The organism is Streptomyces sp. NPDC048255 (genome assembly GCF_040652415.1).
Lineage (GTDB): Bacteria > Actinomycetota > Actinomycetes > Streptomycetales > Streptomycetaceae > Streptomyces.
In genome coordinates, this window is the sequence record NZ_JBEZMA010000014.1 from 130001 (window position 1) to 156309 (window position 26309).

26 protein-coding genes and 1 tRNA gene are annotated in these 26309 nt (G+C 72.5%); 17 read left to right on the top strand and 10 right to left on the bottom strand.

What is annotated here, in order from left to right:
* Positions 1–123: 123 nt before the first annotated feature.
* Genes AB0D94_RS14665 through AB0D94_RS14675 form a run of 3 tightly spaced genes read right to left on the bottom strand, consistent with a single transcriptional unit; the run spans position 124 to position 1373 of the window.
* The gene (locus AB0D94_RS14665) at positions 124–447 is read right to left on the bottom strand and encodes a DUF202 domain-containing protein (protein ID WP_362051060.1); all 324 of its coding nucleotides are present in this window, start codon (positions 445–447) and stop codon (positions 124–126) included.
* Positions 444–842, bottom strand: a complete 399-nt coding sequence (locus tag AB0D94_RS14670) for a DUF202 domain-containing protein (protein WP_362051063.1) — start codon at positions 840–842, stop codon at positions 444–446. The genes AB0D94_RS14665 and AB0D94_RS14670 overlap by 4 nt, the downstream gene beginning before the upstream one ends.
* 9 nt (positions 843–851) lie before the next feature.
* Entirely contained in the window at positions 852–1373 is a 522-nt protein-coding gene (locus tag AB0D94_RS14675; protein WP_362051065.1) for an NUDIX domain-containing protein, read from the bottom strand.
* A gap of 83 nt (positions 1374–1456) precedes the next feature.
* Between AB0D94_RS14675 and AB0D94_RS14680 the strand changes: the two genes are divergently transcribed.
* Entirely contained in the window at positions 1457–3112 is a 1656-nt protein-coding gene (locus AB0D94_RS14680) for an FAD-binding dehydrogenase (RefSeq protein ID WP_362051068.1), read from the top strand.
* Positions 3113–3263: 151 nt separating this feature from the next.
* On the opposite strand, the gene AB0D94_RS14685 is transcribed toward AB0D94_RS14680, so the two are convergent.
* Complete coding sequence (locus tag AB0D94_RS14685; protein WP_362051070.1) at positions 3264–3689, bottom strand: ASCH domain-containing protein; 426 nt, start codon at positions 3687–3689, stop codon at positions 3264–3266.
* 290 nt (positions 3690–3979) lie between these two features.
* Here AB0D94_RS14685 and AB0D94_RS14690 point away from each other — a divergent pair, with 290 nt between their 5' ends.
* From AB0D94_RS14690 to AB0D94_RS14715, 6 genes are all read left to right on the top strand, one after another.
* Complete coding sequence (locus AB0D94_RS14690; protein ID WP_362051072.1) at positions 3980–4927, top strand: hypothetical protein; 948 nt, start codon at positions 3980–3982, stop codon at positions 4925–4927.
* Between the two features lie 69 nt (positions 4928–4996).
* Positions 4997–6541 (top strand): APC family permease, encoded by a 1545-nt coding sequence (locus AB0D94_RS14695; RefSeq protein WP_362051074.1) that lies wholly within the window; start codon positions 4997–4999, stop codon positions 6539–6541.
* 211 nt (positions 6542–6752) lie between these two features.
* A complete protein-coding gene (locus AB0D94_RS14700) occupies positions 6753–8192 on the top strand; it encodes an amino acid permease (RefSeq protein ID WP_362051076.1) in 1440 nt (479 codons plus the stop codon).
* Positions 8193–8375: 183 nt separating this feature from the next.
* On the top strand, positions 8376–9092 hold the full coding sequence (locus AB0D94_RS14705) for a TSUP family transporter (protein ID WP_362051078.1): 717 nt from the start codon (positions 8376–8378) through the stop codon (positions 9090–9092).
* Positions 9093–9129: 37 nt separating this feature from the next.
* Positions 9130–9408 (top strand): hypothetical protein, encoded by a 279-nt coding sequence (locus AB0D94_RS14710; protein ID WP_362051080.1) that lies wholly within the window; start codon positions 9130–9132, stop codon positions 9406–9408.
* A gap of 41 nt (positions 9409–9449) precedes the next feature.
* Positions 9450–10667, top strand: a complete 1218-nt coding sequence (locus AB0D94_RS14715; protein WP_362051082.1) for a hypothetical protein — start codon at positions 9450–9452, stop codon at positions 10665–10667.
* 78 nt (positions 10668–10745) lie between these two features.
* Here the strand turns inward: AB0D94_RS14715 and AB0D94_RS14720 are convergent, their stop codons facing one another.
* Both AB0D94_RS14720 and AB0D94_RS14725 read right to left on the bottom strand, forming a co-directional pair.
* Complete coding sequence (locus tag AB0D94_RS14720; protein WP_362051084.1) at positions 10746–11978, bottom strand: MFS transporter; 1233 nt, start codon at positions 11976–11978, stop codon at positions 10746–10748.
* A gap of 56 nt (positions 11979–12034) precedes the next feature.
* Positions 12035–12122, bottom strand: a tRNA-Leu gene (locus AB0D94_RS14725).
* A gap of 168 nt (positions 12123–12290) precedes the next feature.
* Here AB0D94_RS14725 and AB0D94_RS14730 point away from each other — a divergent pair.
* The 3 genes from AB0D94_RS14730 (at position 12291) to AB0D94_RS14740 (ending at position 14968) form a co-directional block, all read left to right on the top strand.
* Positions 12291–13616 carry a M20/M25/M40 family metallo-hydrolase gene (locus tag AB0D94_RS14730; RefSeq protein WP_362051086.1) on the top strand — a complete coding sequence of 442 codons (1326 nt, stop codon included), beginning with the start codon at positions 12291–12293 and terminating at the stop codon, positions 13614–13616.
* Between the two features lie 130 nt (positions 13617–13746).
* Positions 13747–13980 (top strand): chaplin ChpH, encoded by a 234-nt coding sequence (gene chpH, locus AB0D94_RS14735; protein WP_266937666.1) that lies wholly within the window; start codon positions 13747–13749, stop codon positions 13978–13980.
* 157 nt (positions 13981–14137) lie between these two features.
* Positions 14138–14968, top strand: a complete 831-nt coding sequence (locus tag AB0D94_RS14740) for a chaplin (RefSeq protein ID WP_362051091.1) — start codon at positions 14138–14140, stop codon at positions 14966–14968.
* Between the two features lie 42 nt (positions 14969–15010).
* Here AB0D94_RS14740 and AB0D94_RS14745 read toward each other — a convergent pair whose 3' ends face one another.
* Entirely contained in the window at positions 15011–15199 is a 189-nt protein-coding gene (locus AB0D94_RS14745) for a DUF5703 family protein (RefSeq protein ID WP_031146791.1), read from the bottom strand.
* 47 nt (positions 15200–15246) lie between these two features.
* Here AB0D94_RS14745 and AB0D94_RS14750 point away from each other — a divergent pair, with 47 nt between their 5' ends.
* Positions 15247–15951, top strand: a complete 705-nt coding sequence (locus tag AB0D94_RS14750) for a hypothetical protein (RefSeq protein WP_362051093.1) — start codon at positions 15247–15249, stop codon at positions 15949–15951.
* Positions 15952–16003: 52 nt separating this feature from the next.
* Here AB0D94_RS14750 and AB0D94_RS14755 read toward each other — a convergent pair whose 3' ends face one another.
* On the bottom strand, positions 16004–18361 hold the full coding sequence (locus tag AB0D94_RS14755; RefSeq protein WP_362051094.1) for a helix-hairpin-helix domain-containing protein: 2358 nt from the start codon (positions 18359–18361) through the stop codon (positions 16004–16006).
* Entirely contained in the window at positions 18358–19341 is a 984-nt protein-coding gene (locus AB0D94_RS14760; RefSeq protein ID WP_362051096.1) for an aldo/keto reductase, read from the bottom strand. Before AB0D94_RS14760 ends, AB0D94_RS14755 begins: the two co-directional genes overlap by 4 nt.
* 101 nt (positions 19342–19442) lie before the next feature.
* Here AB0D94_RS14760 and AB0D94_RS14765 point away from each other — a divergent pair, with 101 nt between their 5' ends.
* Positions 19443–20492 (top strand): LLM class F420-dependent oxidoreductase, encoded by a 1050-nt coding sequence (locus tag AB0D94_RS14765; protein WP_362051098.1) that lies wholly within the window; start codon positions 19443–19445, stop codon positions 20490–20492.
* 215 nt (positions 20493–20707) lie between these two features.
* The gene (locus AB0D94_RS14770; protein ID WP_362051100.1) at positions 20708–21496 is read left to right on the top strand and encodes a ferritin-like domain-containing protein; all 789 of its coding nucleotides are present in this window, start codon (positions 20708–20710) and stop codon (positions 21494–21496) included.
* A 60-nt stretch (positions 21497–21556) separates the two neighbouring features.
* Here AB0D94_RS14770 and AB0D94_RS14775 read toward each other — a convergent pair whose 3' ends face one another.
* Positions 21557–22549 carry a magnesium and cobalt transport protein CorA gene (locus AB0D94_RS14775; RefSeq protein ID WP_362051102.1) on the bottom strand — a complete coding sequence of 331 codons (993 nt, stop codon included), beginning with the start codon at positions 22547–22549 and terminating at the stop codon, positions 21557–21559.
* Between the two features lie 151 nt (positions 22550–22700).
* On the opposite strand from AB0D94_RS14775, the gene AB0D94_RS14780 reads away from it, so the two are divergent.
* The 4 genes from AB0D94_RS14780 (at position 22701) to mshC (ending at position 26231) form a co-directional block, all read left to right on the top strand.
* Complete coding sequence (locus AB0D94_RS14780) at positions 22701–23402, top strand: histidine phosphatase family protein (RefSeq protein ID WP_362051104.1); 702 nt, start codon at positions 22701–22703, stop codon at positions 23400–23402.
* A gap of 92 nt (positions 23403–23494) precedes the next feature.
* Entirely contained in the window at positions 23495–24085 is a 591-nt protein-coding gene (locus AB0D94_RS14785) for a DUF3090 domain-containing protein (protein ID WP_362051106.1), read from the top strand.
* Positions 24049–24891: an SCO1664 family protein gene (locus tag AB0D94_RS14790; RefSeq protein ID WP_362051108.1), complete on the top strand. Its 843-nt coding sequence runs from the start codon at positions 24049–24051 to the stop codon at positions 24889–24891. The genes AB0D94_RS14785 and AB0D94_RS14790 overlap by 37 nt, the downstream gene beginning before the upstream one ends.
* A 110-nt stretch (positions 24892–25001) precedes the next feature.
* Positions 25002–26231 carry a cysteine--1-D-myo-inosityl 2-amino-2-deoxy-alpha-D-glucopyranoside ligase gene (gene mshC, locus AB0D94_RS14795; RefSeq protein ID WP_362051110.1) on the top strand — a complete coding sequence of 410 codons (1230 nt, stop codon included), beginning with the start codon at positions 25002–25004 and terminating at the stop codon, positions 26229–26231.
* The last annotated feature ends 78 nt before the right edge of the window (positions 26232–26309 follow it).

Below are 26309 nucleotides of genomic sequence, written 5' to 3' on the forward strand. Positions count from 1 at the left end.
GTCCTGGATCGCCCGTTGTGTCCTGGGTCGTGTCGTCAAAGTCGCGTCTGGCCGGCGGGTTCTGGCACGCAGGCTTGCCGCGTTGCCACCTTGCCGCCGTCGCCGGATCAACCGACCATCCGCTCAGATGATCACGGCCACCGCGAGCACCGCCAGTGCCACCGTGCAGGCCACCACCGCGAGGGCCGCCCGCGGCGCGAGCCCCCCTGGCCGGTGCGCCGCCAGCTCCCGGATGCGCCGGTGCGCCACCCCCAGGAACACCAGCCAGATCAGCGTGGTCACCGCCGCCCCGGCCACCTCCACCGGGCTGCCGGACCCGCGCAGGGCCTGCCGCAGGGCCAGCACCGCCACCACCGAGCAGGCCAGCGTCGTACGCCGCCACGCGAGCCGGGTCCGCTCGGGCTGGAGCCCGGCATCGCGCACCTCGGCGTCGCCGGAGGCGCTCACCGCCCCGTCGTCCAGCCCAGCAGCACCACCAGGACCATCGCCACCGCGACCAGGGCGACCCCCAGGCTGAGCACCACCGGGAACCGGGACAGCGGCAGGTCCTCGCCCCGCCGCATCGCCCGCTCGCACCGCACCCAGTGGTTCACCGCCCGCAGGGCGCAGGCCCCGCCCACCGCCAGCAGCGCGAAGGCCATCCCGACCCGCACCCCCCAGCGCAGGTCCGGCAGGAACTGGTCCACGGCGAAACCGCCGCCCACCAGGGCCAGCGCGGTCCGGATCCAGGCCAGGAAGGTCCGCTCGTTGGCGAGCGAGAACCGGTAGTCGGGGGTCTCGCCCTCGTCCTTCACCCGCTCCGGCGCGAACCAGAGGCGCACATCTCTGACGAAGTCGATCACCTGGCCAATCTACTGGCGCGACTCCCGGTACGCGCGCAGCCGCCGGTACGCCTCCAGCCCGTCCGGCACCCACGCCCACGAGCCGTCCGCGACCCGCCGCTCCAGCTCCGCCTCCGGGAGCCACGCGTGCCAGTCCACCTCGGACGCCTGCGGATCCACGGGCAGCTCGCACCGGACCTCGTGCACGTACGACCACCAGGCCCCGCCCGGACCCTCGTACAGGAACTTGAACAGCGGCACGGGCTGCGGAAGCCCGGACACCCCCAGCTCCTCCTCGGCCTCCCGCAGGGCCGCCGACGCGTAGCTCTCCCCGGCGCCGAGCACCCCGCCCACGAACATGTCGAAGTGCGCGGGGAACACCAGCTTCGACGCGGTCCGCCGGTGGACGAAGACCCGCCCCTCCGCGTCCCTGGCCTGCACGAACACACAGCGGTGGAGGAGCCCGCGGGCGTACACCTCGCCGCGCCGCGCCCGCCCCGTCACCCGGTCGTCCCGGTCCACCACGTCCAGTACTTCATCAGCGGCACTCACCCGTTCATCCAACCACCGCTGTTGACTGGTTACCGCTCCGTAGCCAAGGATCTGCCCCACCACCGACGGAGGACGGGTAGCGCATGACGTACGACGCAGACGTGATCGTGATCGGGGCCGGGCTCGCGGGTCTCGCGGCCACCGCCGAGCTCGTCGACGCGGGCCGCAAGGTCATCCTGCTCGACCAGGAGCCCGAGCAGTCCATCGGCGGCCAGGCGCACTGGTCCTTCGGCGGGCTCTTCTTCGTGGACTCGCCCGAGCAGCGCCGGATGCGCATCAAGGACAGCCGCGACCTCGCCCTCCAGGACTGGATGGGCACCGCCGGCTTCGACCGCGAGGAGGACGCCTGGCCACGCCGCTGGGCCGAGGCCTACGTGGACTTCGCGGCGGGCGAGAAACGGCCCTGGCTGCACGCCCAGGGCGTCCGCTTCTTCCCGGTGGTCGGCTGGGCGGAGCGCGGCGGCTACGACGCCGACGGCCACGGGAACTCCGTCCCCCGCTTCCACATCACCTGGGGCACCGGCCCCGGCCTGGTGGAGCCCTTCGTCCGGCGGGTCCGCGCCGGGGTGGCCCGCGGGCTGGTCCAGCTGAGGTTCCGCCACCGGGTCACCGGCCTGTCCCGCACCGCGGGCGCCGTGGACACCGTGACGGGCGAGGTCCTGGAGCCCTCCGACGCCGCACGGGGCACCGCGAGCAGCCGCGGGACGACCGGGGAGTTCTCCCTCCGGGCCCAGGCCGTGATCGTGACCAGCGGCGGCATCGGCGGCAACCACGACCTCGTGCGCGAGCAGTGGCCCGCCCGGCTCGGCACCCCGCCCGAGCGGATGCTCTCCGGGGTCCCCGCGCACGTGGACGGCCTGATGCTCGGCATCGCGGAGGCGGCGGGCGCCAGCCACATCAACAAGGACCGGATGTGGCACTACACGGAGGGCATCCAGAACTGGGACCCGATCTGGGCCCGGCACGGCATCCGCATCCTGCCCGGCCCCTCCTCGCTCTGGCTGGACGCGACGGGCAAGCGGCTGCCCGTACCGCTCTTCCCGGGCTTCGACACCCTCGGCACCCTCGACCACATCATGAAGACCGGCCACGACCACACCTGGTTCGTCCTCAACCAGCGCATCATCGGCAAGGAGTTCGCGCTCTCCGGCTCCGAGCAGAACCCCGACCTCACCGGCAAGTCGGTCCGCGACGTCATCAACCGTGCGCGGCTGGCCGTACCGGCCCCGGTCAAGGCCTTCATGGACCACGGCGCGGACTTCGTCGTCGAGCGCGACCTGTCCGCGCTGGTCCGCGGCATGAACGCCGTCACCAAGGAGGACCTGATCGACGAGGCCGCGCTGCGCCGCGTGATCACCTCGCGGGACCGGGAGATCGCCAACCCGTTCACCAAGGACCTCCAGGTGACGGCCATCCACGGCGCCCGCAAGTACCTCGGCGACAAGCTGATCCGCACCGCCGCCCCGCACCGGATCCTGGACCCCGCGGCCGGGCCGCTGATCGCGGTCCGGCTCTCGATCCTGACCCGCAAGTCCCTGGGGGGCCTGGAGACCGACCTCTCCTCGCGCGTCCTGACGGCGGACGGCGAACCCCTGCCGGGCGTCTACGCGGCGGGCGAGGCGTCCGGCTTCGGCGGCGGCGGGGTGCACGGCTACCGTGCCCTGGAGGGCACGTTCCTCGGCGGCTGCCTCTTCTCGGGCCGTACGGCCGGCCGCGCCGCGGCCCGGGCGGTCGGCTGACACCGTCCCCCCGCCGGGCCGGCCGCCTCCGCGCGAGGCGGCCGTACGGCGGGGACGCGGGGCCGGGCCCCGGTACCAGTCCGGCCCCCCGGCCCCGGCACGAGCCCGGCCCCTGGCCCAGCCCAGCCCGGCCCCGGCACCCCAGTGGATTTCAGGCCAGCCGCTCCACGACGCGGAACCGCTCCGCCACCACCAGCGTGTCGTCGTCCACCGTGTAGTGCGGATCCCCGAGGATCTCCCGGAGCGGAGCGCTGTGCCAGAACTCCTCGTGCCCGGCACGCCATTCGGCCACTGACGCGAACCCCTCGCCCTCGTCCAGCGCGTGCTGCAGGTCCACGTCGGCCAGCCGCACCACCCGGACCTCCGTCATCTCCAGGACGGCCACCGGGCGCTCCTGCGAGTCCACCATCGCCGCCCGCTGCCCCACCTCGGGAAGCGGCTCACCATCGGCCTCGTACACGGGCAGCAGCCCGGTCGTCGAGGACTTCGCCCCGCTCAGTACGGCCGCCACCAACTGGTCGCGCAGCGGCCCGGGGAAGGCGAACTGGTAGGGAGGAAGATCATCTATAGAGGCCATGATCCGACCCTACGCGACCCGGCGGCGGCCTCCCCGGCCTTTTCGGTCCGGCCCTCCGCCCCCGCCTTGCCGCCCCAACTATGACCCCCCGGCACCCAGTTGAAACCCGCCACGCAGTGGACTGGACCTTGACTCGGAGCTGTGCGTACCGCTTTGCTGTCCGTGATCACCGGTTCGCTCACCGGCACGGTCCCCCGACGACCCGACCGACCGCAGCAGGCACGTGCACCATGCATGTTTTCAGGCCATCGTTCGCCCCGTCCGCCCGCGTCCTGGAGGGAAATCCGCGGATGTCCCCGCCTCCGCCGCCCCTCGGCCGCAGCCGCAAGCGGGACGCGCAGCTCTTCGACCCGGCCCTGTGCGATACCGAACTGGTCGACGTACGCGCCCAGTTCAGCCAGGGCCGCTGGGCCAGGGCCCGCTCCCTCCTCGTCGGCACCGGCGACGACTGGGACCGCCGCGGCCACCGCGTCGTCGTCCTCGCCGAGACCCCGGCCGCCACCGCCTGGGCCCGCGAATGGCTGCTCGCCGAACCCGAGAGCGCCGACGCCGCCACCCTCCTCGCCTGCGCCGCCGTCTTCACCGCGCTGCGCCGCAAGGGTTCGCCCGAGGCCGCCGAGGAAGCCTGCCGCCGGGCCGCCCTGCTCCTCCCCGCCGACCCCACCCCCTGGCTCGGCCTGCTGCTCCTCTCCCGGGCCTTCGGCACCGAGGAGGAGTTCAGCCGCCACTTCGACCAGGTCCGGGCCCGCCACCTCGAGCACCACCACGCCCACCACCTGATGGTCGCCAAACTGGCCGAGCGCACCCCCGCCGCGGGCCACGACCCTCTCCACGAGGTCTACGACTTCGCCGCCTGGGCCGCCGAGGAGTCCCCGGCCGACTCCCCGCTCGCCGTGCTCCCCGTCATCGCGCACGCCGAGCGCTACCGGGTCCTCGCCGCCACGCACGGGCACACCTTCAGCAGCGCCGCCCAGCACTGGTCCGGCCGCCGCGCCCGCCAGGTCCTGCGCTCCGCCTTCGACTGGTGGCTGGAGTGGGAGCGCGAGGACCACCCCCGCAACCGGGTCGACCTCAACTTCCTCGCCCACGCCAAGCTGTGCGAGGGCCGCCCCGCCGAAGCCGCCGCCCTCTTCCACCGCATCGGCAGCCACGCCACCCGCGCCCCCTGGTCCTACCCGGACCTCGACCCGCACAAGGCCTTCCTCGCCGCGCGCAGCGCCGCTCTCGGCACCGCTTGACCCTTCCCCCCACCCTTCCCCCGAAGGGCCCGTAGACCCGCAGAACCCCACCCCCGAAAGGACGGCGTCATGCCGACGGGCAGATCCACCACGCTCCACGCCGCACCCGAGATCAGCACGTACAAGGGCCAGGACCGGGCCCTGCGGGCCGACCGCCTCGGCACGGCCGGCCTGCTGCTCTCCGTACTCGCCGCCAGCGCGCCCCTGATGGTGGTCGCGGGTGTCATGCCCACGACTTTCGGTGTGATGGGAGTGGTCGGCCAGCCCTTGCTGTTCGTCGTCCTCGGCCTCGTCCTCGCGCTCTTCAGCGTCGGCTACGCCGAGATGAGCCGCCACGTCCACAACGCCGGCGCCTTCTACGCGTACATCGCCCGCGGCCTCGGCCCCACCGCCGGCGCCGGTGCCTCCCTCGTCGCCCTGGTCGCGTACAGCGCGATGCAGGTGGGCGTCTACGGCATCCTCGGCTTCGAGATATCCGGCCTCTTCGCCACCTACCTGGAGATCGAACTCGCCTGGTGGATACCGGCCCTGGTCGCGGTCGCCGTCACCGGCGCCCTCGGCTGGCTCAAGATCGACCTCAACGCCAAGGTCCTCGGCGTCCTCCTCCTCATCGAGTGCGCCCTCGTCGTCGTCTTCGACGTCGCCGCCCTCTCCGAGCCCGGCCCCGAAGGCCTCTCCCTGCACGCCTTCAACCCCGAGACCCTCGGCGGAGCCGGCCTCGGCACGGCCCTGTGCTTCTGCATCGCCGCCTTCGTCGGCTTCGAGCAGTCCCCGGTGTACGCCGAGGAGACCAGCAAGCCGCACATCGTCGTCTCCCGGGTGATGTTCCTCGCCGTCGGCTTCGTCGCCCTCTTCTTCGCCTTCAGCGCCTGGGCCCTCACCGTGGCCACCGGCCCCGCCGAGGTCGTCAGGACCTCCGCCGAGGCCGGCCCCGGCCTGCTCTTCCAGCTCACCGAGAGCCGGCTCGGCGCCACCTTCACCGACGTCCTGCACGTCCTCTTCGTGACCGGCATGTTCGCGGCCATGCTCAGCTTCCACAACGTGGTCGCCCGCTACGCCTTCGCCATGGGCCGCGAGGGACTGCTCCCCTCCGCCTTCGGCCGGACCAACGCCGGCACCGGCGCCCCCGGCACCGGCTCCCTCCTCCAGACCGCCGTCGCCACCCTCGTCGTGATCGCCTTCGCCGTCACCGACGACATGCCCGCCGGCGACCCCACCGCCCCCGTCCTGCACCTGTTCACCTGGATGGGCAGCGTCGGCGCCCTCGGCGTGACCCTTCTCATGGCCGCCGCCTCCTTCGCCGTCATCGCCTTCTTCGTCCGCCGCGGCACCGCGGGCGCCCAGATCTGGCGGCTCGTCGCCGCCGGCGCGGCAGGCCTCGCGCTGCTCGGCATCGCCGTCTACACGGTCAAGGACTTCGGCGTCCTGGTCGGCGCCGAGGAGGGCTCCGCGCTCAGCTGGGTCCTGCCCGGCATCATCGGGGCCGCCGCGGTGACCGGCCTGCTCTACGGAGCGGTGCTGCGCAGCCGCCGCCCGGAGGTGCACGCCCGCATCGGCCTGGGCAACGAAGCCTTCCGCCTCGACCAGGCCGCAGAGGCCACTTCGCGCGACTGACCTCGCTTTCCAGCCCCTACGAAGCCCCCGGCGCCCGTTTCCAAGGTCGTCGGGGGCTTCGGCGCGCAGGGGGCTGATTTTGGCGGGTAGCGGAGGCTCATGGTCTCCTGGGTCGACAAATCACCGGACCGCGGCACAGGGGACACCACCCAGCTTCCCTGCGGCGCGGTCCGGACCTGCCTGTCCGACCCCCACGAAGGCGAAGTCATACATGAGTGACCGCACCTTGACCGAGGCTCCCGCCCCGGCGTCTTCCCGCCATGTCGACGCCGGTGACGAGGGCTACAGCAAGGACCTCAAGTCCCGCCACATCAACATGATCGCGATCGGCGGGGCGATAGGCACCGGCCTCTTCCTCGGCGCCGGAGGCCGCCTCGCCGGAGCCGGCCCCTCCCTCGCCATCGCCTACGCGGTGTGCGGTGTCTTCGCCTTCTTCGTCGTCAGGGCCCTCGGCGAGCTCGTCCTGTACCGCCCCTCCTCCGGAGCCTTCGTCTCCTACGCCCGCGAGTTCATGGGCGAGAAGGGCGCCTACACGGCCGGCTGGCTGTACTTCCTGAACTGGTCCACGACCACCGTGGCCGACATCACCGCCGCCGCGACCTACGCGCACTTCTGGTCGATGTTCACGGACGTCCCCCAGTGGGTGCTCGCCTTCATCGCCCTGGCCGTCGTCCTCACCGCGAACCTGATCTCGGTGAAGTACTTCGGTGAGATGGAGTTCTGGTTCTCCCTGGTCAAGGTCGCCGCCCTGGTGATCTTCCTGCTGGTCGGCATCTACCTCGTCGCCACCAGCCACGAGATCGGCGGCCACACCCCGGGCCTGTCCACGATCACGGACAACGGCGGCATCTTCCCCTCCGGCATGCTCCCGATGCTCCTGGTGATCCAGGGCGTGGTCTTCGCGTACGCCTCCGTCGAGCTCTGCGGCGTCGCCGCCGGCGAGACCGAGAACCCCGAGAAGATCATGCCGAAGGCGATCAACTCGATCATGTGGCGCGTGGGCCTCTTCTACGTCGGCTCCGTCGTCCTGCTCGCCCTGCTGCTCCCGTACACGGCGTACTCCTCCGACCAGAGCCCCTTCGTCACGGTCTTCGACAAGCTCGGCATCCCCGGCGCCGCCGGAGTCATGAACCTGGTCGTCCTGACGGCCGCCCTCTCCAGCCTGAACTCCGGCCTCTACTCCACCGGCCGGATCCTGCGCTCGATGGCCATGTCCGGCTCCGCCCCGAAGTTCACCGGAGTCATGAACAAGGGCAAGGTGCCGTACGGCGGCGTCCTCTTCACCGCCGCCTTCGGCGTCGCGGGCGTCGGCCTGAACTACTTCATGCCGAAGGACGCCTTCGAGATCGTCCTGAACTTCGCCTCCCTGGGCATCCTCGGCACCTGGGGGATGGTCATGATCTGCTCGCTCTTCTTCTGGTACCGAGCACGCGAGGGCAAGGTCGAACGCCCCGGCTACCGCCTGCCCTGGGCCCCGTACACCCAGATCGTCACGCTGGTCTTCCTCGCCACGGTCCTGGTGCTGATGTGGTGCGACGGCGGAGTCGGCCGCACGACGGTCATGTGCGTCCCGCTCATCGCCGCCGCCCTGGTAGGCGGCTGGTTCCTGGTCCGCGGCCGAGTCGCCGAACTCGCCGCCGCCCGCGACTGACCGTCCCCGACCGCGCAGAAGGACCCCGCCGAGGCGGGGTCCTTCTCTGCTTTCCCCGCCCTCCGGTGCGGCGGCCCACCGTGCGCACGGGCGAGCCGGGTGGCGGATCCCGGTGGGCCACCTCATGGTGGAAGAGGCGGCCATCGCTGCCGACTTCGCGGTCCGACCGACCGAGGATCACTGATGGAGCCGTATCTGCTTCCCGTCGTGTTCTTGGCAGTGGCTGCCGCGTTCACCCTCTCGGCGTCGGCGGGGTTCGGCGGCAGCCTGATCCTCGTTCCCACGCTGGCGCTCGTACTCGGCACCAAGTCCGGGGTCGCGCTGGCCGCGCTGCTCCTGGCCGCCAACAACCTGGTCAAGGTCTGCGCCTACCGGGCGACGCTCCCGTACCGGAAGGCCCTCGTCGTCATCGTCATGGTCGGCCTGGGAACGTTCCTGGGGGCCAAGTTGCTGGTTTCGGCGCCCGATCGCGCCGTGACCGTTGCGGTCATCATCAGTTTCGCCGCCGCGTTCCTGATCGAATCGCTCGGTCTCACCCGCTGGCGGAGGACGAGCTCCCCGGTGCTGGCGTTCGCGGCGGGAGCGACGTCCGGATTCAGCGGTACGTCCGGACCGCTCAAGGGGCTCGCGGTCCGCGGACTCGCCCTGGACCGCCTCCACCTCGTCGGCGCGCTCTCCCTGGCCTCGCTCGTCGGGGACGCCACGAAAACAGCCGTCTGGACGGACGCCGCGCTGCTCCAGGGCGGTGACTACCTCGTCGCCCTGGCGTGTCTGCCCCTGATGTTCGGCGCGACGTTCCTCGGCCGGCGCTTCAACACCAGAATCGGCGAGCGCGGATACACGGGCCTGTTCTGGACCGTCATGGTGGGCTACACCGGCCGCCTGCTGACCGGTCTGTGATTTCAATTGTTCACAACCGAGATTGAGGGGATGACACATGTCGAACGAGATCCGTGGCAACCGCCCCCAGTACAGGGCGGAGGACGCCGCCCTGGCTCATGCCGGAACGGCCCAGTCGCTCCCTGGCCCGGGAGAACCGAGGGCGATGGAGGAGTCGGACCGCAAGAGCAAGAAGGCGGCCAGGAGGCCGACGGACAAGCAGCTCGACGCACGTGAGAAGAAGCTGACCAGCGGCCGTCGCAAGGCGATGGGCCCCACTCCGGACAACGTGCCCGAAACCGTCCCCGACGAGCCGTCACCGAGGCCCCCGCGCTAGCGCGGGGCGCACCACCGCAGCTCTCCAAGGAGCGCAAGGTCATGGCGAACGTCAACGTCATCAAGAGCGTCGGTCTCGCGGACTCGGCCACCGGCACCCGGACCAGCACCATCAACGAGACCACCGTCGCGACGTCCAACAGCAATATCTTCGTCACCGGCAACTGGTTCGCCGCCAGCAGTACCACCAACGGCAAGAGCTGGACCACGATCGATCCGTTCACACTGCTGCCGCCGGCCGCCGACGGCTTCTGCTGCGACCAGATCGTCGCCTACGAGCCCGGCCGGGACATCTGGATCTGGATCCTCCAGTACGCCGCGGTCCCCGGTGGCAACAACGTCTTCCGCATCGCCATCGCTCCCGGGGCGAACCCGAGCGCGTGGCACTGGTGGGACATCAGCCCAACGGACCTCAACACCTCTTGGACGAACCTGTGGTTCGACTATCCCGACGCGGCAGTCAGCACGAACCACCTGTACGTCACCTTCAACGTGTTCGACGCGGCCGACGACTGGGAGCGCGCGGTCGCCTTCAAGGTGCCCCTCGACACGCTGAGCGCGGGAGCCGACCTGACGTACCAGTGGTTCACGACGACCAAGAACGGTTCCCTGCGACTCACCCAGGGGGCCACGGACAGCATGTTCTTCGCCAGCCACAAGGGAGGGACGACCCTGCGGGTCCACGGCTGGCCGGACGCCTCCCCCACGGTGGGCACGTTCGACGTCCAGGTGAGCCCGTGGAGCCCCGGCCCGTACAGCGCCCCGGGTCCCGACGGGGCGGAGTGGCTCGACAGGCTCGACTCGCGCATCACGGGCGCCTGGGTGACCGGTACCAGGGCGGGCTTCCTGTGGTGCGCCGCGCCCAGGTCCGGCCGGCCGATGACCTACGTGAAGGGCGCGGTCGTCGATGTCACCACCCAGGCGCTGGTGGAGGAACCCGACATCTGGAACGCGGACTCGGCCTACGCCTATCCCTCGGCCTGTCCGAACGCGGCAGGGGTCGTGGGCCTGTCGATGTTCATGGGCGGCGGGCCAAGGCATCCCTCGCACGTGGTCGGCTTCCGCGACGGCGGCGACTGGCGGCTGGCCATCACCCGGACCAGCACCAACGGACCGGTCGAGCCGAAGTGGGGCGACTACCTCAGCTGCCGTCGGCACAGCCCGAATTCGGCGGAATGGGTGGCCTCTGGTTACACCCTCCAGGGCGGCACCGGCCGAAAGAACGTCGAGCCCCAGTACGTGCACTTCGGCATCGGCTGACCGGCCGACCCCATCCGGCCCGAGCGCCGGAGCCCGCGGACCGACCACCCGCGGGCTCCGGCGCTCGTCGGGCGCCGCTCAGCGCCGAAGGCTGCGGGAGGTGACGACCAGCCCGGCCAGCGCGAGGAGCATCCAGCCCGTCAGGTAGCCGAAGGCGGCGGTGGACGAGAACGCGGTCCACAGGACGCCCGCGACGGTGGAGGCGGCGAGGTTGCCGAAGGACTGGACGGTGGCGAGCATGCCGAATGCGGAGCCGCGCAGGTCTTCGGGTGCGAGAGCCGCGACCGCGGAGTGCTGGGCGGTCTCGACCGCGCCGATGCCGATCCCGGCCAGAACGAACGGCACGGCCAGCAACGCGACGGCGGTGGTGTCGACCATGAACAGGCCGTAGGAGAGGGCGAAGCCGGCGACCCCGCCGGCGAGGACGAGGACCGGGCCGCGGCGTCCGAGCCGGTCGGCGAGCCGGCCGGCGGGCACGGAGGCGACCGTGGCGGCGACGTTGTACGCGGTGTAGAGGCCGAGCGCGACGACGGTCGCGGTCTTCGCGCCGTGCTCCGGTGTCAGCAGGTCGGACGCCCGCAGGATCAGCAGAGTGGCGGCGACATTGCCGACCTCGAAGGCCGCCACCGCCGCCATCAGCCTGCCGAGGTCGCCCCGGAGGACCGGCTTGATCCGGATCTTGAGGGGCACCTTGGCCCGGCTCGTGGGACGAGGAGTGCGGCGGATCGCGTAGACGATCGCGGCCGCGGCCAGCAGGCCGGGGACGACGGAGAGGCCGATGGCCCAGGAGACTCCGAGCCAGGCGACCAGGCCCAGGGCCAGCAGAGGGCCGAAGATCGCGCCCAGGTTGTCCATCATCCGCTCGAACCCGTAGGCGCGGCCGTAGGCCCCGGCGGGGACCATGTCGGCCAGGAGGGCGTTGCGGGCGGGGACGCGCAGGCCCCGGGCGGTCCAGGCCGCGGCCCGCAGCAGGCCCACCTGCCAGACCGTGGTCGCCCCGGCGGTTGCGGCGCCGAGCACGGCGGTGGCCGCGTACCCGCCGACGGCGACCTTGCGGCGCCGGGAGGGGTCGTCCGCCAGCACGCCGCCGCCGAACCTGGCCGCCCCGGCCAGGGCATCGGACACTCCCTCGATCGCGCCCAGGGCCGCCGCGGGGGCCCCGAGCGAGGTCAGCAGGGACGGCAGCAGGGCGGTGGGGATCTCGTGGCCGACATCGGCGAGGAAGCTGGCGGAGCCGATGCCTTTGACGCCCGGGGTGAGCCAGGGGATCTTGTTGCGGCCGGTACCGACGGGCGGAACGATCTCGTTCATGCCCGGCAGTCTGCCCGGTCAAATGCAAAAGACCCCACGTGAAGTGGGGTCTCAGCTGGTGTCCGAGGGGGGACTTGAACCCCCACGCCCGATAAAGGGCACTAGCACCTCAAGCTAGCGCGTCTGCCATTCCGCCACCCGGACAAGGTGTCTGTCTCGCGTCCCTCGCGGGCCGTTCCGACGTGGAAAACATTACCAAACATTCCGGGGTCCTCGATCACACCCCCCGACGGCCGGGGATCGCCCTTGGGGAGAGCGGCCCGGAGCGGGAGGATGGGAGCAGTTCGGTACTGATCAGTGGGAGGAAGCAGCGTGAGCGAGTCGAGCGCGGGCAGGACCGTCTCCGGCGAGGACGAGGTCGTCGACCTCTGCCGGGACCTCATCCGGATCGACACCAGCAACTACGGGGACCACTCGGGCCCTGGCGAGCGCAAGGCCGCGGAGTGGGTCGCCGAGAAGCTCGCCGAGGTCGGGCTGGAGCCGCAGATCTTCGAGTCGCACAAGGGGCGGGCCTCGACCGTCGCGCGGATCGAGGGGGAGGATCCGTCGCGTCCGGCGCTGCTGATCCACGGGCACACCGACGTGGTTCCGGCCAACGCGGCCGACTGGACGTACGACCCCTTCGCGGGCGAGATCGCCGACGGCTGCGTGTGGGGCCGGGGCGCCGTCGACATGAAGGACATGGACGCGATGACGCTGGCCGTCGTACGCGACCGGATGCGCAGCGGCCGCAAGCCCCCGCGTGACATCGTGCTGGCCTTCCTCGCCGACGAGGAGGCCGGCGGCCTCTACGGGGCGCGGCACCTGGTGGACAAGCACCCCGGGCTGTTCGAGGGCGTGACCGAGGCGATCGGCGAGGTCGGCGGCTTCTCCTTCACGGTCAACGAGAACCTGCGGCTCTACCTCGTGGAGACCGCCCAGAAGGGGATGCACTGGATGCGGCTCACGGTGGAGGGCACCGCGGGCCACGGCTCCATGACCAACAACGACAACGCCATCACGGAGCTGTGCGAGGCCGTGGGGCGCCTGGGCCGCCACCAGTGGCCGGTGCGCGTGACCAAGACCGTACGGTCCTTCCTGGACGAGCTCTCGGACGCGCTCGGGACCCCGCTGGACCCGGACAACATGGACGCGACGCTGGCCAAGCTCGGCGGCATCGCCAAGATGGTCGGCGCGACCCTGCGCAACTCGGCGGCGCCGACCATGCTGGGCGCCGGCTACAAGGTCAACGTCATCCCCGGGCAGGCCACCGCGCACGTGGACGGCCGCTTCCTGCCGGGCTACGAGGACGAGTTCTTCGCCGACCTCGACCGGATCCTCGGCCCGCGCGTGAAGCGCGAGGACGTGCACGGGGACAAGGCCCTGGAGACGGACTTCGACGGGAAGATCGTCGACGCCATGCAGAGCGCCCTGAAGGCGGAGGACCCGATCGCGCGGGCCGTCCCGTACATGCTCTCGGGCGGTACGGACGCCAAGTCCTTCGACGACCTCGGCATCCGCTGCTTCGGTTTCGCGCCGCTCCAGCTCCCGCCGGAGCTCGACTTCGCCGGGATGTTCCACGGGGTGGACGAGCGGGTGCCGGTGGACGGGCTCAAGTTCGGTGTACGGGTGCTCGACCGATTCATTGACAACGCCTGAGATTCGGATCGGTGTGCGCATTCCACTGAGAAGAGTGAATGCACTCATACGCTCGTAGCCCCGGTGATGCCTCCTCGTTACAGGTGGTGCGGTCCGCGGCTGGGACCGCATTTGCCTACTAGGAGGAACAATGATCAAGAAGGTTGTAGCCGCTGCGGCTGCCACGGGTGGCCTGGTTCTCGCGGGTGCGGGCCTCGCCCACGCCGACGCGGGTGCGCAGGGTGCGGCCGTCGGTTCGCCCGGTGTCCTGTCGGGCAACGTGCTCCAGGTCCCCGTCCACGTGCCGGTGAACGTCTGCGGCAACACCGTGAACGTGATCGGCCTGCTGAACCCGGCCTTCGGCAACACCTGCATCAACGCCTGACGCGTCTGAAGTTCTGGCCCCGGAGCGCATTCCAGCGCTCCGGGGCCGTCGGGCTTTCCGGCCCGGCTCTCACTTTTCGGCGTACCAGGCGGGGGAGCCTGGAGGCCAGGCCGCCTGGCGACGGCCGAAACACGTACACACCAGGGGACGAGTACAGATGCGACGACCGGCACAGGTCACCAGGAAGACCCTGATCACCATGGCTGCCGCGGGGGGTGTCCTCGCACTGGGCGGGGGCTACGCCCACGCGGACGCCGACGCTTCGGGGCATGCGGCCAACTCACCGGGCCTGCTGTCCGGGAACGCGCTGCAGGCACCCGTGGACGCTCCGGTGAACGCCTGCGGGAACACCGTCACGGTGGTGGGAGGCCTCAACCCGGCCTTCGGGAACCACTGCTCCAACATCTCGCACAAGCCGGGCAAGCCCAGCAAGCCCAGCAAGCCGAGCGAGCCGCGGCACCCCGGGCACCCGGGCCACCCCGGGCACCCGGGGCATCCGGGCCACCCCGGGCACCCGGGGCACCCGGGCGGCGGCGGGGACGAGCCGTGCGACGACCACCCGGGCAACCCCGGGAACCCCGGCAACCCGGGCACCGAGAACCCGACCACACCCGGCAACCCCGGCACCCCGGGCACGGAGAACCCGACCACTCCCGGGACCCCGGGCACGCCTCCGGGCGGAAGCAACCCCGGCACCCCCGCGACCCCCGGTACGCCGGGTGCGGAGAACCCGGGCACGCCGGGCGGCGGCAACCCCGGCACCCCGGGCAGCCCCGGCACCGGCACCGGTACCGGTACGCCGGGCACGCCCACCCTCCCCGGCCAGGGTTCCGTCACTCCCGTGACCCACCCCGGCCCGGGTACCGGCGGCGTACCCGGACTGGCCGCCACCGGCTCCGGTGACGTCCTCACGGCAGGCCTCCCGCTCGCCGGCGGCCTGCTGCTGGCCGGCGCCGTGCTCTACCGGCGGGCCCGCGCCGCAGCCTGACGGACGGCTCTCACGACGCGGGTCCCGCCCCAGGGGCCCGCGTCACCACGTCGCGCGGACCTGGCGGATGATCCGGCGGCGCAGGCGCACGCGGCGGCTGCCGTCCCGGTGCAGGGTCAGGCGGTCGAGCTCCCAGTTCCCGTACTCGGCATGATCGGTCAGCAGGCGGGTCGCCTCCTTGCGAGGAACGCCGCGGGGCACGTACACGTCGACAAATTCGTATTCCGGCATCGCATCTATTGTGCAAGCAGAGCCCTGCTACGGATAGCGTCTGCTCTATGTCTGATGCCGCTCTGCCCACTGTTGCCGAGGTACGCGCCGCCGCCGAGGCGGTCAAGGCCGCGCTCGACCGTCACCTCGCCGCGGTCGAGAGCAGGACCGGGGACGAGGACCCGGAGGTCTACGCAGCGTTCAACGAACTCGCCGCGGCGGCCGAGGAGTACGACGAACTCCTCTACGACCGGTACGACGAGGTCACCCCCTTCGAGATCCCCACGCCCGAGGACGGTGTCCCGTACACCGGGCCCGCCGATCCCACCGCGTTCAGCGTGCTCATCCGCCGCGACTACGCCGTGGTCGAACCGCCGCGGCTGATCGCCCAGGCCGAGCGCGTAGCCGCGCACGACCGGGACGCCGAACTCGTCCAGGACGGTGGCACCGCCGGCGCGCTGGGCGTGCTCTTCGGGGAGTACGAGCCCGACGAGATCGCTTCCCGCTACAAGGAGTTCGGCCTGGAGGAGGGCGATTCCACGCTCTGGATCGCGGCCTCGGAGGAGGTGGCGGAACCGGGGGAGTGGCTCAACTCGCCCTTCGCGCACACCGACCCGGAAGACGTGCTCCACCGCTTCGACGTCAGCTCCGTCTTCGACGAGGAGAGCGACGAGTTCGACGAAGAGGCGGAGGAAGAGGAAGGCGAGGAAGAGGAAGGCGAACAAGGCGAGGACGAGGACGAGGCCGCGCAGCCGGGGCTGGCCCCGGCCTGACCCGCGAGCCGGACACCGCGGCCCCCGCCCCTCCGGGCGGGGGCCGCGGCCGTCACTCCGGCTGCTCCGAGGCCGAGGCCACCAGAGCCTTCAGCAGGCCCGTCAGCCGCGTCGTACGGGGCTTCGGCAGGACCTCCGCCACCGCGCGCGGCAGGGCCTGGTCGACGCCGTGCACCACGGACAGGTGCCGCTGCGCCCGCCCGAACGCCGTGTACACCCACTCCCGCGACAGGGCCTGGGCCGCGTCACCCGGCAGGACGACGACCACCGCGGGCCAGCGCGCGCCCACGGCCTGGTGGGCCGTGACCGCCCAGCCGTGCCGGACCCGCGACTCCACCTGCTCCTTGGGTACGACGATCCGGCCGCCCGCACGTTCCAGGTGCAGCCCTTGTGCGTCGGCAGACACCACCCGGGCCGGCTCGGCCCGCCCGGGGGAGGGCACGTGGACGACCCGGTCGCCGGGATCGAAGCCGCCGAACCGGCCCGGACCGGGGTTCAAGCGCTCCTTGAGGGCGGCGTTCAGCGCCCGGGTGCCCGCCGAGCCGCCGTGGCCCGGGGTGATGACCTGCACGCCGTCCGCCGGGATCCCGAAGGCCCGCGGCACCGACTCGGCCACCAGCTGCACGGTGCGGTGCACGGCCTCCGCCGCGTCCCGTACGGGGACGATGACGACCTCCTTGCCGGGGGCGTCGACCTGGTTCAGCTCCCCGATGCCGACCCCCGAGACCAGCTCGCCGACCGGGCCCGGATCAGGGGTACGGGAGACCACCTGGGGGCAGGCGCGGGCCGCCAGCACATCGGCGAACACCCGCCCGGCCCCGGCGGATCCGAGGACGCCCGGATCCCCGGAGAGCACCAGCCGGGCCCCGTCCGGGACCGACTCCACCAGGGCGGCGGCGGTCTCCACGTCCAGCTGCGGCGCGTCCAGCACCACGAGCAGGTCCAGCGCGAACTGCCCGTCCGCGTCCCGGCCCGGCCCCTCGGCCCCGGACAGCAGGCCCGCCACCGTCACGGAGTCCGGACCGCCGGGGACGTGCGCCGCCAGGCAGGTCCGCAGGCCGAGCTCCCCGGCGGCCTCGACCAGGGCGAACGCCTCGGCGCGGGCGGCCTCGCCGCCGGTGTGGGCGGTCAGGCCGTGGCCCGCGACCGTGCGGATCAGCTCGGCGGCGGACGGGTTCGGCGCGGCCCCGGCGGCCTTCTCCCAGTCCGCGGGGGCGTCGAAGGTGTTGGCCAGCCGGGCCAGGCCGTCGGCCAGGCTCTCCTCGGCCATCGCGGCGCCCTCCAGGCCCACCAGGATGCGTACGGGCTCCTCCTCGCCCTCCTCGCCCGCGTCGCCCTCGGGCCGCTGGGCGCCCGGCGGACCCAGCGGCTCCTGGAACACCAGCACCGCGCCCTCCGCGATGGCCGTTTCCAGCGCCTCGGCCGGATCCGGTACGGAGTACTGGGCCAGCGCCGACCGCAGGACCGGCGCCTCCAGGGCGGTGTGCCCCTTGAGCGCGGCCTGCGCCAGCAGCCAGCCCACCAGGGCTCCGGTGCGCCGCTCGTCGCCGGGGCCGGCCTCGGGGCCCAGCAGGGCCCGCGCGAAGCCGTCCGCCTGGGTCGGGCGCACCGCGGCTACGGAGAGCAGCCGCCAGGGGTTCTCGGCGAGGGCCTCGGCGGCGCCCTCGCCCAGGGCGGCGGCGGCCTCGGCGGCGAGTGCCTCGGGGGCGCCGCCGCGGGTCAGGACGGCCCGTACCTCCTCGACCGCGCCGGGCGAGACCGCCGCAGGCGCGACCGGGGCGGCCGGGGTGCGCGGCTGCGGAGCCGGGGCGGCGGGCCGGCGCGGCGCGGGGGCCTCGTCGAAGTAGCCCGCGGGGGGCTTCGCACCGCTCTCCACGGCCCGTACGGCGGCCAGCAGGTCGGCGGCCTTGCCGCTGAGCTTCGCCCCGGCCTCGACGGGCGCCTCCCGCTCGGCCTTGCGCCGGGCGATCCGCTCCCGCTCGATCCGCTGCGCGGCGAGTTCGGCCGCCGCCTCGCTGAGCGCGGGCTTCGCCGGGTCGGCGGCCTCGGCCTCGGAGGCGGGCGCCCCGCCGTCCTCCGCGGCAGCGGCCGACTCGGGCTCCGCCGCCTCGCCCTGGGCCCCGCCGTCCTCCGCGGCAGCGGCCGACTCGGGCTCCGCCGCCTCGCCCTGGGCTCCGCCGGGCTTCTGGGCAGCGGCCGGCTCGGGCTCCGCCGCCCCGTCCCCGGCTTCGCCGGCCTCCGCGGCAGCAACGTCCCCGGCTTCGCCGGTCTCCGCGGCAGCGGCCGGCTCGGGCCCCTCGGCCTCGGCTCCGTCGGGCTCCTGGGCAGCGGCCGGCTCGGGCCCCTCGGCCTCGGCTCCGGCTTCGCCGGTCTCCGCGGCAGCGGGCTCGGCCTGACGGTCCGTACTCACAGCGTGCTCCAGTCCTGATCGGGATAGCGGTGCACGGGCGCCGAAACATCGTCCAGCGCCCGGCAGATCTCCTCCGGAAGACTAAGGGCCTCCACCGACAGTGCCTCCGCGAGCTGCGCGGACGTCCGCGCGCCGACGATCGGCGCGACCACCCCCGGCCGGTCCCGGATCCACGCCAGGGCCACCTGGAGGGGGGTCACGGCCAGTCCTTGGGCCGCGGTCGCCACCGCGTCCACGATCCGGCCCGCCGCCTCGTCCAGGTACGGCTCCACGAAGGCGGCCAGGGTCTCCGAGGCGCCCCGGGAGTCCGCCGGCACGCCGTCGCGGTACTTGCCCGTCAGCACCCCGCGGCCCAGCGGAGAGGAGGGCAGCAGACCGATCCCGAGGTCGAGCGCGGCGGGCAGCACCTCCCGTTCCACGCCCCGCTGGAGGAGGGAGTACTCCATCTGGGTCGACGCCAGGCGGGTCCGTACCCCGGGGGCCGCCAGCTGCCAGGTCGCCGCCTTGGCCAGCTGCCAGCCGCAGTAGCCCGCGACCCCGGCGTACCGGGCCCGGCCGGTGCTCACCGCGAGGTCCACCGCCTGGAGGGTCTCCTCCAGCGGGGTCGACGGGTCGAAGGCGTGCACCTGCCAGAGGTCCACGTAGTCGGTGCCCAGCCGGTCCAGGGAGGCGTCCAGGGCGGCCAGCAGGTGCCCGCGCGAGCCGTCGAACCGGCGGTCCGGGTCGCGGACGCTGCCCGCCTTGGTCGCGATCACCAGGTCCCGGCGCGGGACCAGCCCGCCGACCAATTGCCCGAGGAGGTACTCCGCCTCCCCGCCGCCGTACGCGTCGGCCGTGTCGACGAGCGTGCCGCCCGCCTCCCAGAAGGTCTTCACCTGTTCGGCGGCGGCTTCCTCGCCGGTGTCACGGCCCCAGGTCAGGGTGCCGAGGCCGATCCGGGAGACGCGCAGTCCGGTGCGGCCGAGATGCCTCTGCTCCATGAGCGCTGAGACTACTGGGGCACTGACGCGGAGGACCCGGGCGCGCTACAGTCCCCCGCAGACCAACGTTACTGATCGGTAAACCGGTAAGGGGACGACACATGCGGCTCGGCATCAATCTCGGGTACTGGGGTGCGGGCATGGACGCCGACAACCTCGCCGTCGCACAGGAGGCCGACCGCCTCGGCTACGACGTGTGCTGGGCGGCCGAGGCCTACGGTTCCGACGCCCCGACCGTCCTGGCCTGGGTCGCGGCCCAGACCGAGCGCATCGACGTCGGCTCGGCGATCCTCCAGATCCCGGCCCGCCAGCCCGCGATGACCGCCATGACCGCGGCCACCCTGGACTCGCTCACCAAGGGCCGGTTCCGGCTCGGCCTCGGCGTCTCGGGCCCCCAGGTCTCCGAGGGCTGGTACGGCGTCAAGTTCGACAAGCCGCTGGCCCGGACCCGCGAGTACGTGGAGATCGTCCGCAAGGCCATGAGCCGCGAGCGCCTCTCGTACGAGGGCGAGCACTGGACCCTGCCGCTGCCGGACGGCCCGGGCAAGCCGCTCAAGCTGACCGTGCACCCCGAGCGCGAGCACATCCCGCTCTACATCGCCGCCATCGGGCCGAAGAACCTGGAGCAGACCGGCGAGATCGCCGACGGAGCCCTGCTGATCTTCCCGGCCGCCGAGCACCTGGAGGCCACCGCGCTCACCCACATCCGGGCGGGCCGCGAGAAGGCCGGACTGACCATGGAGGGCTTCGACGTCTGCCCGACCGTGCCGCTGGCCCTCGGCGACGACGTGAACGCACTCGCCGACGTGTTCCGGCCCTACACCGCCCTGTACGTCGGCGGCATGGGCAGCCGGAAGCAGAACTTCTACAACCAGCTGGCCCAGCGCATGGGTTACGAGAAGGAAGCCGCCGAGATCCAGGACAAGTACCTGGCGGGCGACAAGACCGGCGCCGCCGCGGCCGTACCGCACTCGCTGATCGACTCGACCACGCTGCTCGGTTCCGTGGAGCGGATCGCGGACGGCATGCGGGCCTACGCGGACGCCGGGGTCACCACGCTCACGCTGGCCCCGGCCGGGTTCACCCTGGACGAGCGGGTCGCCGCGCTGCGCGCCGGTACCGAGGCGATGGAGCTCGCCGGACTGGCGTAGGGGGCGACCCCGCCGGAGGGATCCGGCGTCGGGAAAAGGGTTCTGCGGCCGTGGTGGGGGCTCGGGGGGTCTTCCCCGCCACGGCCGACACAGCCAACAACGCCGGGAACGCCCGCCGGGTTACGCATACGGGGCCATCCCCCCGGTTCGTTCATTCGGACGAGTAGTGCGACCTATCGGTTGCCCGCCCCCGCCACCGGCGTTTGACTCGAGGCATGCTCTCTGCCCGCAGCCTGTTCCAGGAGATCGTCGACAACGACGACTCCTTCCAGCTGTTCTGCTCCATCGCCGCCAGCGGGGAGTCCCAGGGCGGCTGGGAGAACGCCCGCATCGCGGCCCTGGTGCCCCACGCCATGCGCGGTCTCGCCCCGAAGATCACCCGGCACGGTGCGGACGAGGACAAGCACGGGCGGATCTTCAACGCCCTGCTCCGCAAGCGCGGACTGCAGCCCGTCCCCGTACCGCCCGAGACCGACTACACGATGCTGCTGGAGCGCGGCGGAATCGGGCTGGCGCACGACAAGCTGCGCCGCGAGGAGCCGCTGACCGAGGAGGACATCGTCGTCTACCTCGCCCACAGCCGCGTCACCGAGCAGCGAGCCGCCGACCAGATGGACATGCTGGTCAGGAACTTCGGGGACCACCCGGAGGTCGGCAAGGCCATCCGCCTGATCAGCCACGACGAGGACAACCACCTCGCCTACTGCCACGAGGAACTGCTGCGCCTGGCCCGCGCGGGCCACGGCCGCACCATCCACCGGGTGCTGCGCGAGAGCGCGCTGACGGAGATCGGCGTATACCGCGACGTGAGCCTCGCCGTCATGGGCCACATGGGGCGGCTGCTGCACTGGCCCGCGCCCAAGGCGGCCGCGCTCGCCGCGGGCATCCGCGGGATGTACGCCTACGAGCGCTTCAGCGGCTGGCACCGGATGGTGAGCCTGCGCATGCCGGAGCGGCGCGACGCGCTCGGCGGCGCACCGGTCACCGCCCCCGAGTTCGCGTAGGGCCCGCGACGGTCCCCGGCCGCGCAATGGCCCCGCAGGCGCTGCTCCGGACTCGCTCGTCTACAGCCAGCCCCGGCGCTTGAACAGCCGGTGCAGGCCCAGGCACACGCCCGCCATGAGCACCAGCAGGGCCGGGTAGCCCCAGGTCTGCCTGAGCTCCGGCATGTGGTCGAAGTTCATCCCGTAGATCCCGGCGAGCATCGTGGGGACCGCCGCCATCGCCGCCCAGGCGGAGATCTTGCGCATGTCGTCGTTCTGCCGGACGCCCATCTGCGCGAGGTGCGCGGCCAGGGCGTCCGACAGCAGCCGGTCCAGGCCCTCGACGTACTCGTTCGCCTTCGCCAGGTGGTCGGCAACGTCCCGGAAGAACGGCTGGGAGTGCTGGTGGACGAAGGGCACGCTCCCGAAGGCGAGGCGGTCCATCGGCTGGAGCAGGGGGCTGGTCGCCCGGCGGAACTCCAGGACCTGCCGCTTGAACCCGTAGATCCGCGCGGCGGTGTTCTTGGTGTCCGAGCCGCTCGGGGCGAAGACCTCCGCCTCCAGCTCCTCCAGGTCCGCCTGGAGTTCGGAGGCCACCTCGATGTAGTGGTCCACCACGGCGTCGGACACCGCGTACAGCACCGCCGTCGGGCCGTGCCGCAGGACGTCCGGCTCGTGCTCCAGCCGGCGGCGTACGGCGGCCAGCGGGGCCCCCTCGCCGTGCCGGACCGTGACCACGAACGAGTCGCCGATGAACACCATCAGCTCGCCCGTGGTCACCGTGTCGGTGTCGTCGTCGTACAGGACGGGCTTGAGGACCACGAACAGGGAGTCGTCGTACACCTCCAGCTTCGGGCGCTGGTGCGCGGTCAGCGCGTCCTCCACCGCCAGCGCGTGCAGCCCGAACTCCTCACGGACGTAGTCGAACTCCTTCTCCGTCGGCTCGTACATGCCGACCCAGAGGAAGGCGTCACCGCTCGCCCGCGCCTGGTCGAGGGCGTCGGAGAAGTCCTCGGGTCCCTCGGTGCGGCGGCCGTCCCGGTAAATCGCGCAGTCCACAATCACGCGGCGCATTCTCCCCTGCCCGCGGCCCGCCCACACGCGACGGCCGACGCCCAGGACCTCGGCCGGTCCCGCCGGCCTCGCGGGGGCCGGCACGCACGCCCGCACCGGCCCCCGCTCCCTTTTCCGGCGCGACCGGCCGGACAGGTCCTACGCTGAAGCCATGGCCACGCTGATCCTCGTACGACACGGGCGGTCCACCGCCAACACCGCCGGGCTGCTCGCCGGATGGACTCCGGGAGTCGCCCTCGACGAACGCGGCGCCGAGCAGGCGGCCGCGCTGCCCGGGCGCCTCGCGGGGGTGCCCATCGCAGCCGCCGTCACCAGCCCGCTGCAGCGCTGCCGGGAGACCCTCGCCCCCCTGCTGGCCGCCCGCCCGGAACTGGAACTGCACACCGACGAGCGGATCGGCGAGTGCCACTACGGGGACTGGTCGGGCCGCAAGCTCTCCGAGCTGTCCGACGAACCCCTGATGAAGATCGTCCAGCAGCACCCCTCGGCCGCAGCCTTCCCCGGCGGGGAGTCCATGCGCGCCATGCAGGCGCGCGCCGTGGAGGCCGTCCGGGACTGGAACGCGCGGGTGGAGGAGGCACACGGCGGCGACGCCGTCTTCCTGATGTGCTCGCACGGGGACATCATCAAGTCCCTTGTCGCGGACGCCCTGGGGATGCACCTGGACCTCTTCCAGCGGATCCACGTCGACCCGTGTTCGGTGACCGCCGTCCGGTACACGCCGACCAGGCCCTTCGTGTTCCGGCTCGGCGACACCGGGGACTTCGGCTCGCTGGTGCCGCGCGCGCCGAGCGACAAAGCGGCAGAAGACGGCGGCAACGCCGTAGTGGGGGGCGGCGCGGGCGCGGCGTGATCGAACGGCGCAGTAGGGTGGACTGGCCCTACCAACGCGCGCAGTCATGCGCGGGCAGCCCTGCCCCTGCCGCCGAGACTTGGAGACTGGACGTGCCCCGTCAGGTGTTCCTCTACGACCCGCCGGACCGCTTCGTGGCCGGCACGGTCGGTCTGCCGGGACGCCGTACGTTCTTCCTGCAGGCCTCCTCCGGCCCCCGGGTCACCAGCGTCTCCCTGGAGAAGACCCAGGTCGCGGCGCTGGCCGAACGGATGGACGAGCTGCTGGACGAGGTCGTGCGGCGCACCGGGGGCAACGCCCCCGTGCCGGCCATGGCCCCCGCCGAGGCCGCCGACACCGCGCCGCTGGACGTCCCCGTCGAGGAGGAGTTCCGCGTCGGCACCATGGCCCTGGCCTGGGACGGCGAGGAGCAGCGCATGATCGTCGAGGCGCAGGCCCTGGTGGAACTCGAAGCCGACTCGGACGAGGACCTCGCCGAGGCCGAGGAGCGGCTGCTCCAGGACGAGGAGAACGGGCCGCCGATGCTGCGGGTCCGCCTCACCGGCGCCCAGGCCCGGGCCTTCGCCAAGCGGGCCCTGGACGTGGTCAACGCGGGCCGCCCGCCGTGCCCGCTGTGCAGTCTGCCGCTGGATCCGGAGGGTCACGTATGCCCGCGTCAGAACGGCTACCGGCGCCAGGTGTGACCGCCACGGGGGATCTTGAGGAACTGCTCGCCAAGGGTGAGCTCACCGTCGTCGGCCGGATCCGCGAGGCGTCCAACGCCGTCCTGCTGTGCACGGTCACGTACCAGGGCGTGAGCGCCGACTGCGTGTACAAGCCGGTCAAGGGCGAGCGCCCGCTGTGGGACTTCCCCGACGGGAACCTCGCCCAGCGCGAGGTCGCCGCCTACCTGGTCTCCGAGGCCACCGGATGGGGCCTGGTGCCCACCACCGTGCTGCGCGACGGGCCCTACGGCGAAGGCATGGTCCAGCGCTGGATCGAGACCCCCGAGGGCGAGGCGCCCGGCGCCGCGCTGCTCGCGCTCGTCGAGGGCGACGAGGCCGGGGAGGGCTGGAAGCCCGTGGCCTTCGCCGAGGTCGGAGAGGGCCGCACCGCCCTGCTCGTGCACGCCGACGACCCGCGGCTGCGCCGGATGTCCGTCCTCGACGCCGTGATCAACAACGGCGACCGCAAGGGCGGCCACCTGCTGCCCGCCCCCGACGGCCGGCTCTACGGCATCGACCACGGCGTGAGCTTCCACGCCGAGGACAAGCTGCGCACCCTCCTGTGGGGCTGGGCGGGGGAGCCGCTCACCGACGAGGCCCGCCGGGTACTGACCTCCCTCGCCGTTGGGCTGGCCGAGGGAGGGCCGCTCGCCACCCGACTGGCCGAACTGATCACGGAGGTCGAGCTGGCCGCCGTACGGGACCGGGTGGCGCACCTGCTGCGCACCGGGACGCACCCCCAGCCCTCCGGGCAGTGGCCGTCGATCCCCTGGCCGCCGGTCTGAACAGGCCACATCGGACACGCACAGTTCCGGCCAGAGCGCAAGAGTGCCGATCAAGACAACAGTGCAGGTCCGGTTCGTTTCCGGAACATCCGTCCGGTTAGGCTCGACACATGCATGCCTGGCCCGCTTCTGAGGTCCCCGCCCTTCCTGGCAAGGGCCGCGACCTCAAGATCCACGACTCCGCGACCCAGGGGACGATCACCCTCGCCCCCGGTCCCGTCGCCCGTATCTACGTCTGCGGCATCACCCCGTACGACGCGACCCACATCGGTCACGCGGCGACCTACAACGCGTTCGACCTCGTGCAGCGCGTGTGGCTCGACACCAAGCGGCAGGTCCACTACGTCCAGAACGTCACGGACGTGGACGACCCGCTCCTGGAGCGGGCGCTGCGCGACGGCCACGACTGGACCGAGCTCGCCGAACGCGAGACGGCCCTCTTCCGCGAGGACATGACCGCCCTGCGGATGCTGCCGCCGCAGCACTACATCGGAGCCGTCGAGGCCATACCCGGCATCGTGCCGCTGGTCGAGCGGCTGCGGGACGCGGGCGCGGCGTACGAGCTGGACGGCGACATCTACTTCTCGGTCGAGTCCGACCCGCACTTCGGGGAGGTCTCGAACCTCGACGCCGAGGCGATGCGGCTGCTCTCGGCGGAGCGGGGCGGCGACCCGGACCGGCCGGGGAAGAAGAACCCGCTGGACCCGATGCTGTGGATGGCCGCCCGTGAGGGCGAGCCGAGCTGGGACGGCGGCTCGCTGGGCCGCGGCCGGCCCGGCTGGCACATCGAGTGCGTGGCCATCGCCCTGGACCACCTGGGCATGGGCTTCGACATCCAGGGCGGCGGCTCCGACCTGGCGTTCCCGCACCACGAGATGGGCGCCTCGCACGCGCAGGTGCTGACGGGCGAGTTCCCGATGGCCAAGGCGTACGTACACGCCGGCATGGTCGCCCTGCACGGCGAGAAGATGTCGAAGTCCAAGGGCAACCTGGTCTTCGTCTCCGCGCTGCGCCGCGCCGGGGTCGACCCGGTGGCGATCCGCCTGGCCCTGCTGTCGCACCACTACCGGGCCGACTGGGAGTGGACCGACTCGGTCCTGGCCGAGGCGGTGGCCCGCCTGGAGCGCTGGCGCGCGGCCGTGTCCCGGCCGGACGGCCTGGCGGCCGACGCGCTGGTCGAGGAGGTCCGCGAGGCCCTGGCGGACGACCTGGACGCGCCTGCCGCGCTGGCCGCGGTGGACCGCTGGGTCGAGCGTCAGCTCGCCGACGGGGGCGACGACGAGTCGGCCCCTGGCCTGGTGTCGCGGACCGTGGACGCGCTGCTCGGCGTGGCCCTGTAGCAGCCTGCGGGCCGTCTGCCGGGGGCCCTGCCCCCGGACCCCCGCGCCTCAAACGCCGGCGGGGCTGGATCTTCCAGC

What these genes read in the sequence shown, in the direction of transcription:
- AB0D94_RS14680 (WP_362051068.1), top strand. Translation starts at nt 1,457, where the DNA reads ATGACGTACGACGCAGACGTGATCGTGATCGGGGCCGGGCTCGCGGGT.
- AB0D94_RS14685 (WP_362051070.1), bottom strand. Translation starts at nt 3,689, where the DNA reads ATGGCCTCTATAGATGATCTTCCTCCCTACCAGTTCGCCTTCCCCGGG.
- AB0D94_RS14690 (WP_362051072.1), top strand. Translation starts at nt 3,980, where the DNA reads ATGTCCCCGCCTCCGCCGCCCCTCGGCCGCAGCCGCAAGCGGGACGCG.
- AB0D94_RS14695 (WP_362051074.1), top strand. Translation starts at nt 4,997, where the DNA reads ATGCCGACGGGCAGATCCACCACGCTCCACGCCGCACCCGAGATCAGC.
- AB0D94_RS14700 (WP_362051076.1), top strand. Translation starts at nt 6,753, where the DNA reads ATGAGTGACCGCACCTTGACCGAGGCTCCCGCCCCGGCGTCTTCCCGC.
- AB0D94_RS14705 (WP_362051078.1), top strand. Translation starts at nt 8,376, where the DNA reads ATGGAGCCGTATCTGCTTCCCGTCGTGTTCTTGGCAGTGGCTGCCGCG.
- AB0D94_RS14710 (WP_362051080.1), top strand. Translation starts at nt 9,130, where the DNA reads ATGTCGAACGAGATCCGTGGCAACCGCCCCCAGTACAGGGCGGAGGAC.
- AB0D94_RS14715 (WP_362051082.1), top strand. Translation starts at nt 9,450, where the DNA reads ATGGCGAACGTCAACGTCATCAAGAGCGTCGGTCTCGCGGACTCGGCC.
- AB0D94_RS14720 (WP_362051084.1), bottom strand. Translation starts at nt 11,978, where the DNA reads ATGAACGAGATCGTTCCGCCCGTCGGTACCGGCCGCAACAAGATCCCC.
- chpH (WP_266937666.1), top strand. Translation starts at nt 13,747, where the DNA reads ATGATCAAGAAGGTTGTAGCCGCTGCGGCTGCCACGGGTGGCCTGGTT.
- AB0D94_RS14740 (WP_362051091.1), top strand. Translation starts at nt 14,138, where the DNA reads ATGCGACGACCGGCACAGGTCACCAGGAAGACCCTGATCACCATGGCT.
- AB0D94_RS14745 (WP_031146791.1), bottom strand. Translation starts at nt 15,199, where the DNA reads ATGCCGGAATACGAATTTGTCGACGTGTACGTGCCCCGCGGCGTTCCT.
- AB0D94_RS14750 (WP_362051093.1), top strand. Translation starts at nt 15,247, where the DNA reads ATGTCTGATGCCGCTCTGCCCACTGTTGCCGAGGTACGCGCCGCCGCC.
- AB0D94_RS14760 (WP_362051096.1), bottom strand. Translation starts at nt 19,341, where the DNA reads ATGGAGCAGAGGCATCTCGGCCGCACCGGACTGCGCGTCTCCCGGATC.
- AB0D94_RS14765 (WP_362051098.1), top strand. Translation starts at nt 19,443, where the DNA reads ATGCGGCTCGGCATCAATCTCGGGTACTGGGGTGCGGGCATGGACGCC.
- AB0D94_RS14770 (WP_362051100.1), top strand. Translation starts at nt 20,708, where the DNA reads ATGCTCTCTGCCCGCAGCCTGTTCCAGGAGATCGTCGACAACGACGAC.
- AB0D94_RS14775 (WP_362051102.1), bottom strand. Translation starts at nt 22,549, where the DNA reads ATGCGCCGCGTGATTGTGGACTGCGCGATTTACCGGGACGGCCGCCGC.
- AB0D94_RS14780 (WP_362051104.1), top strand. Translation starts at nt 22,701, where the DNA reads ATGGCCACGCTGATCCTCGTACGACACGGGCGGTCCACCGCCAACACC.
- AB0D94_RS14790 (WP_362051108.1), top strand. Translation starts at nt 24,049, where the DNA reads ATGCCCGCGTCAGAACGGCTACCGGCGCCAGGTGTGACCGCCACGGGG.
- mshC (WP_362051110.1), top strand. Translation starts at nt 25,002, where the DNA reads ATGCATGCCTGGCCCGCTTCTGAGGTCCCCGCCCTTCCTGGCAAGGGC.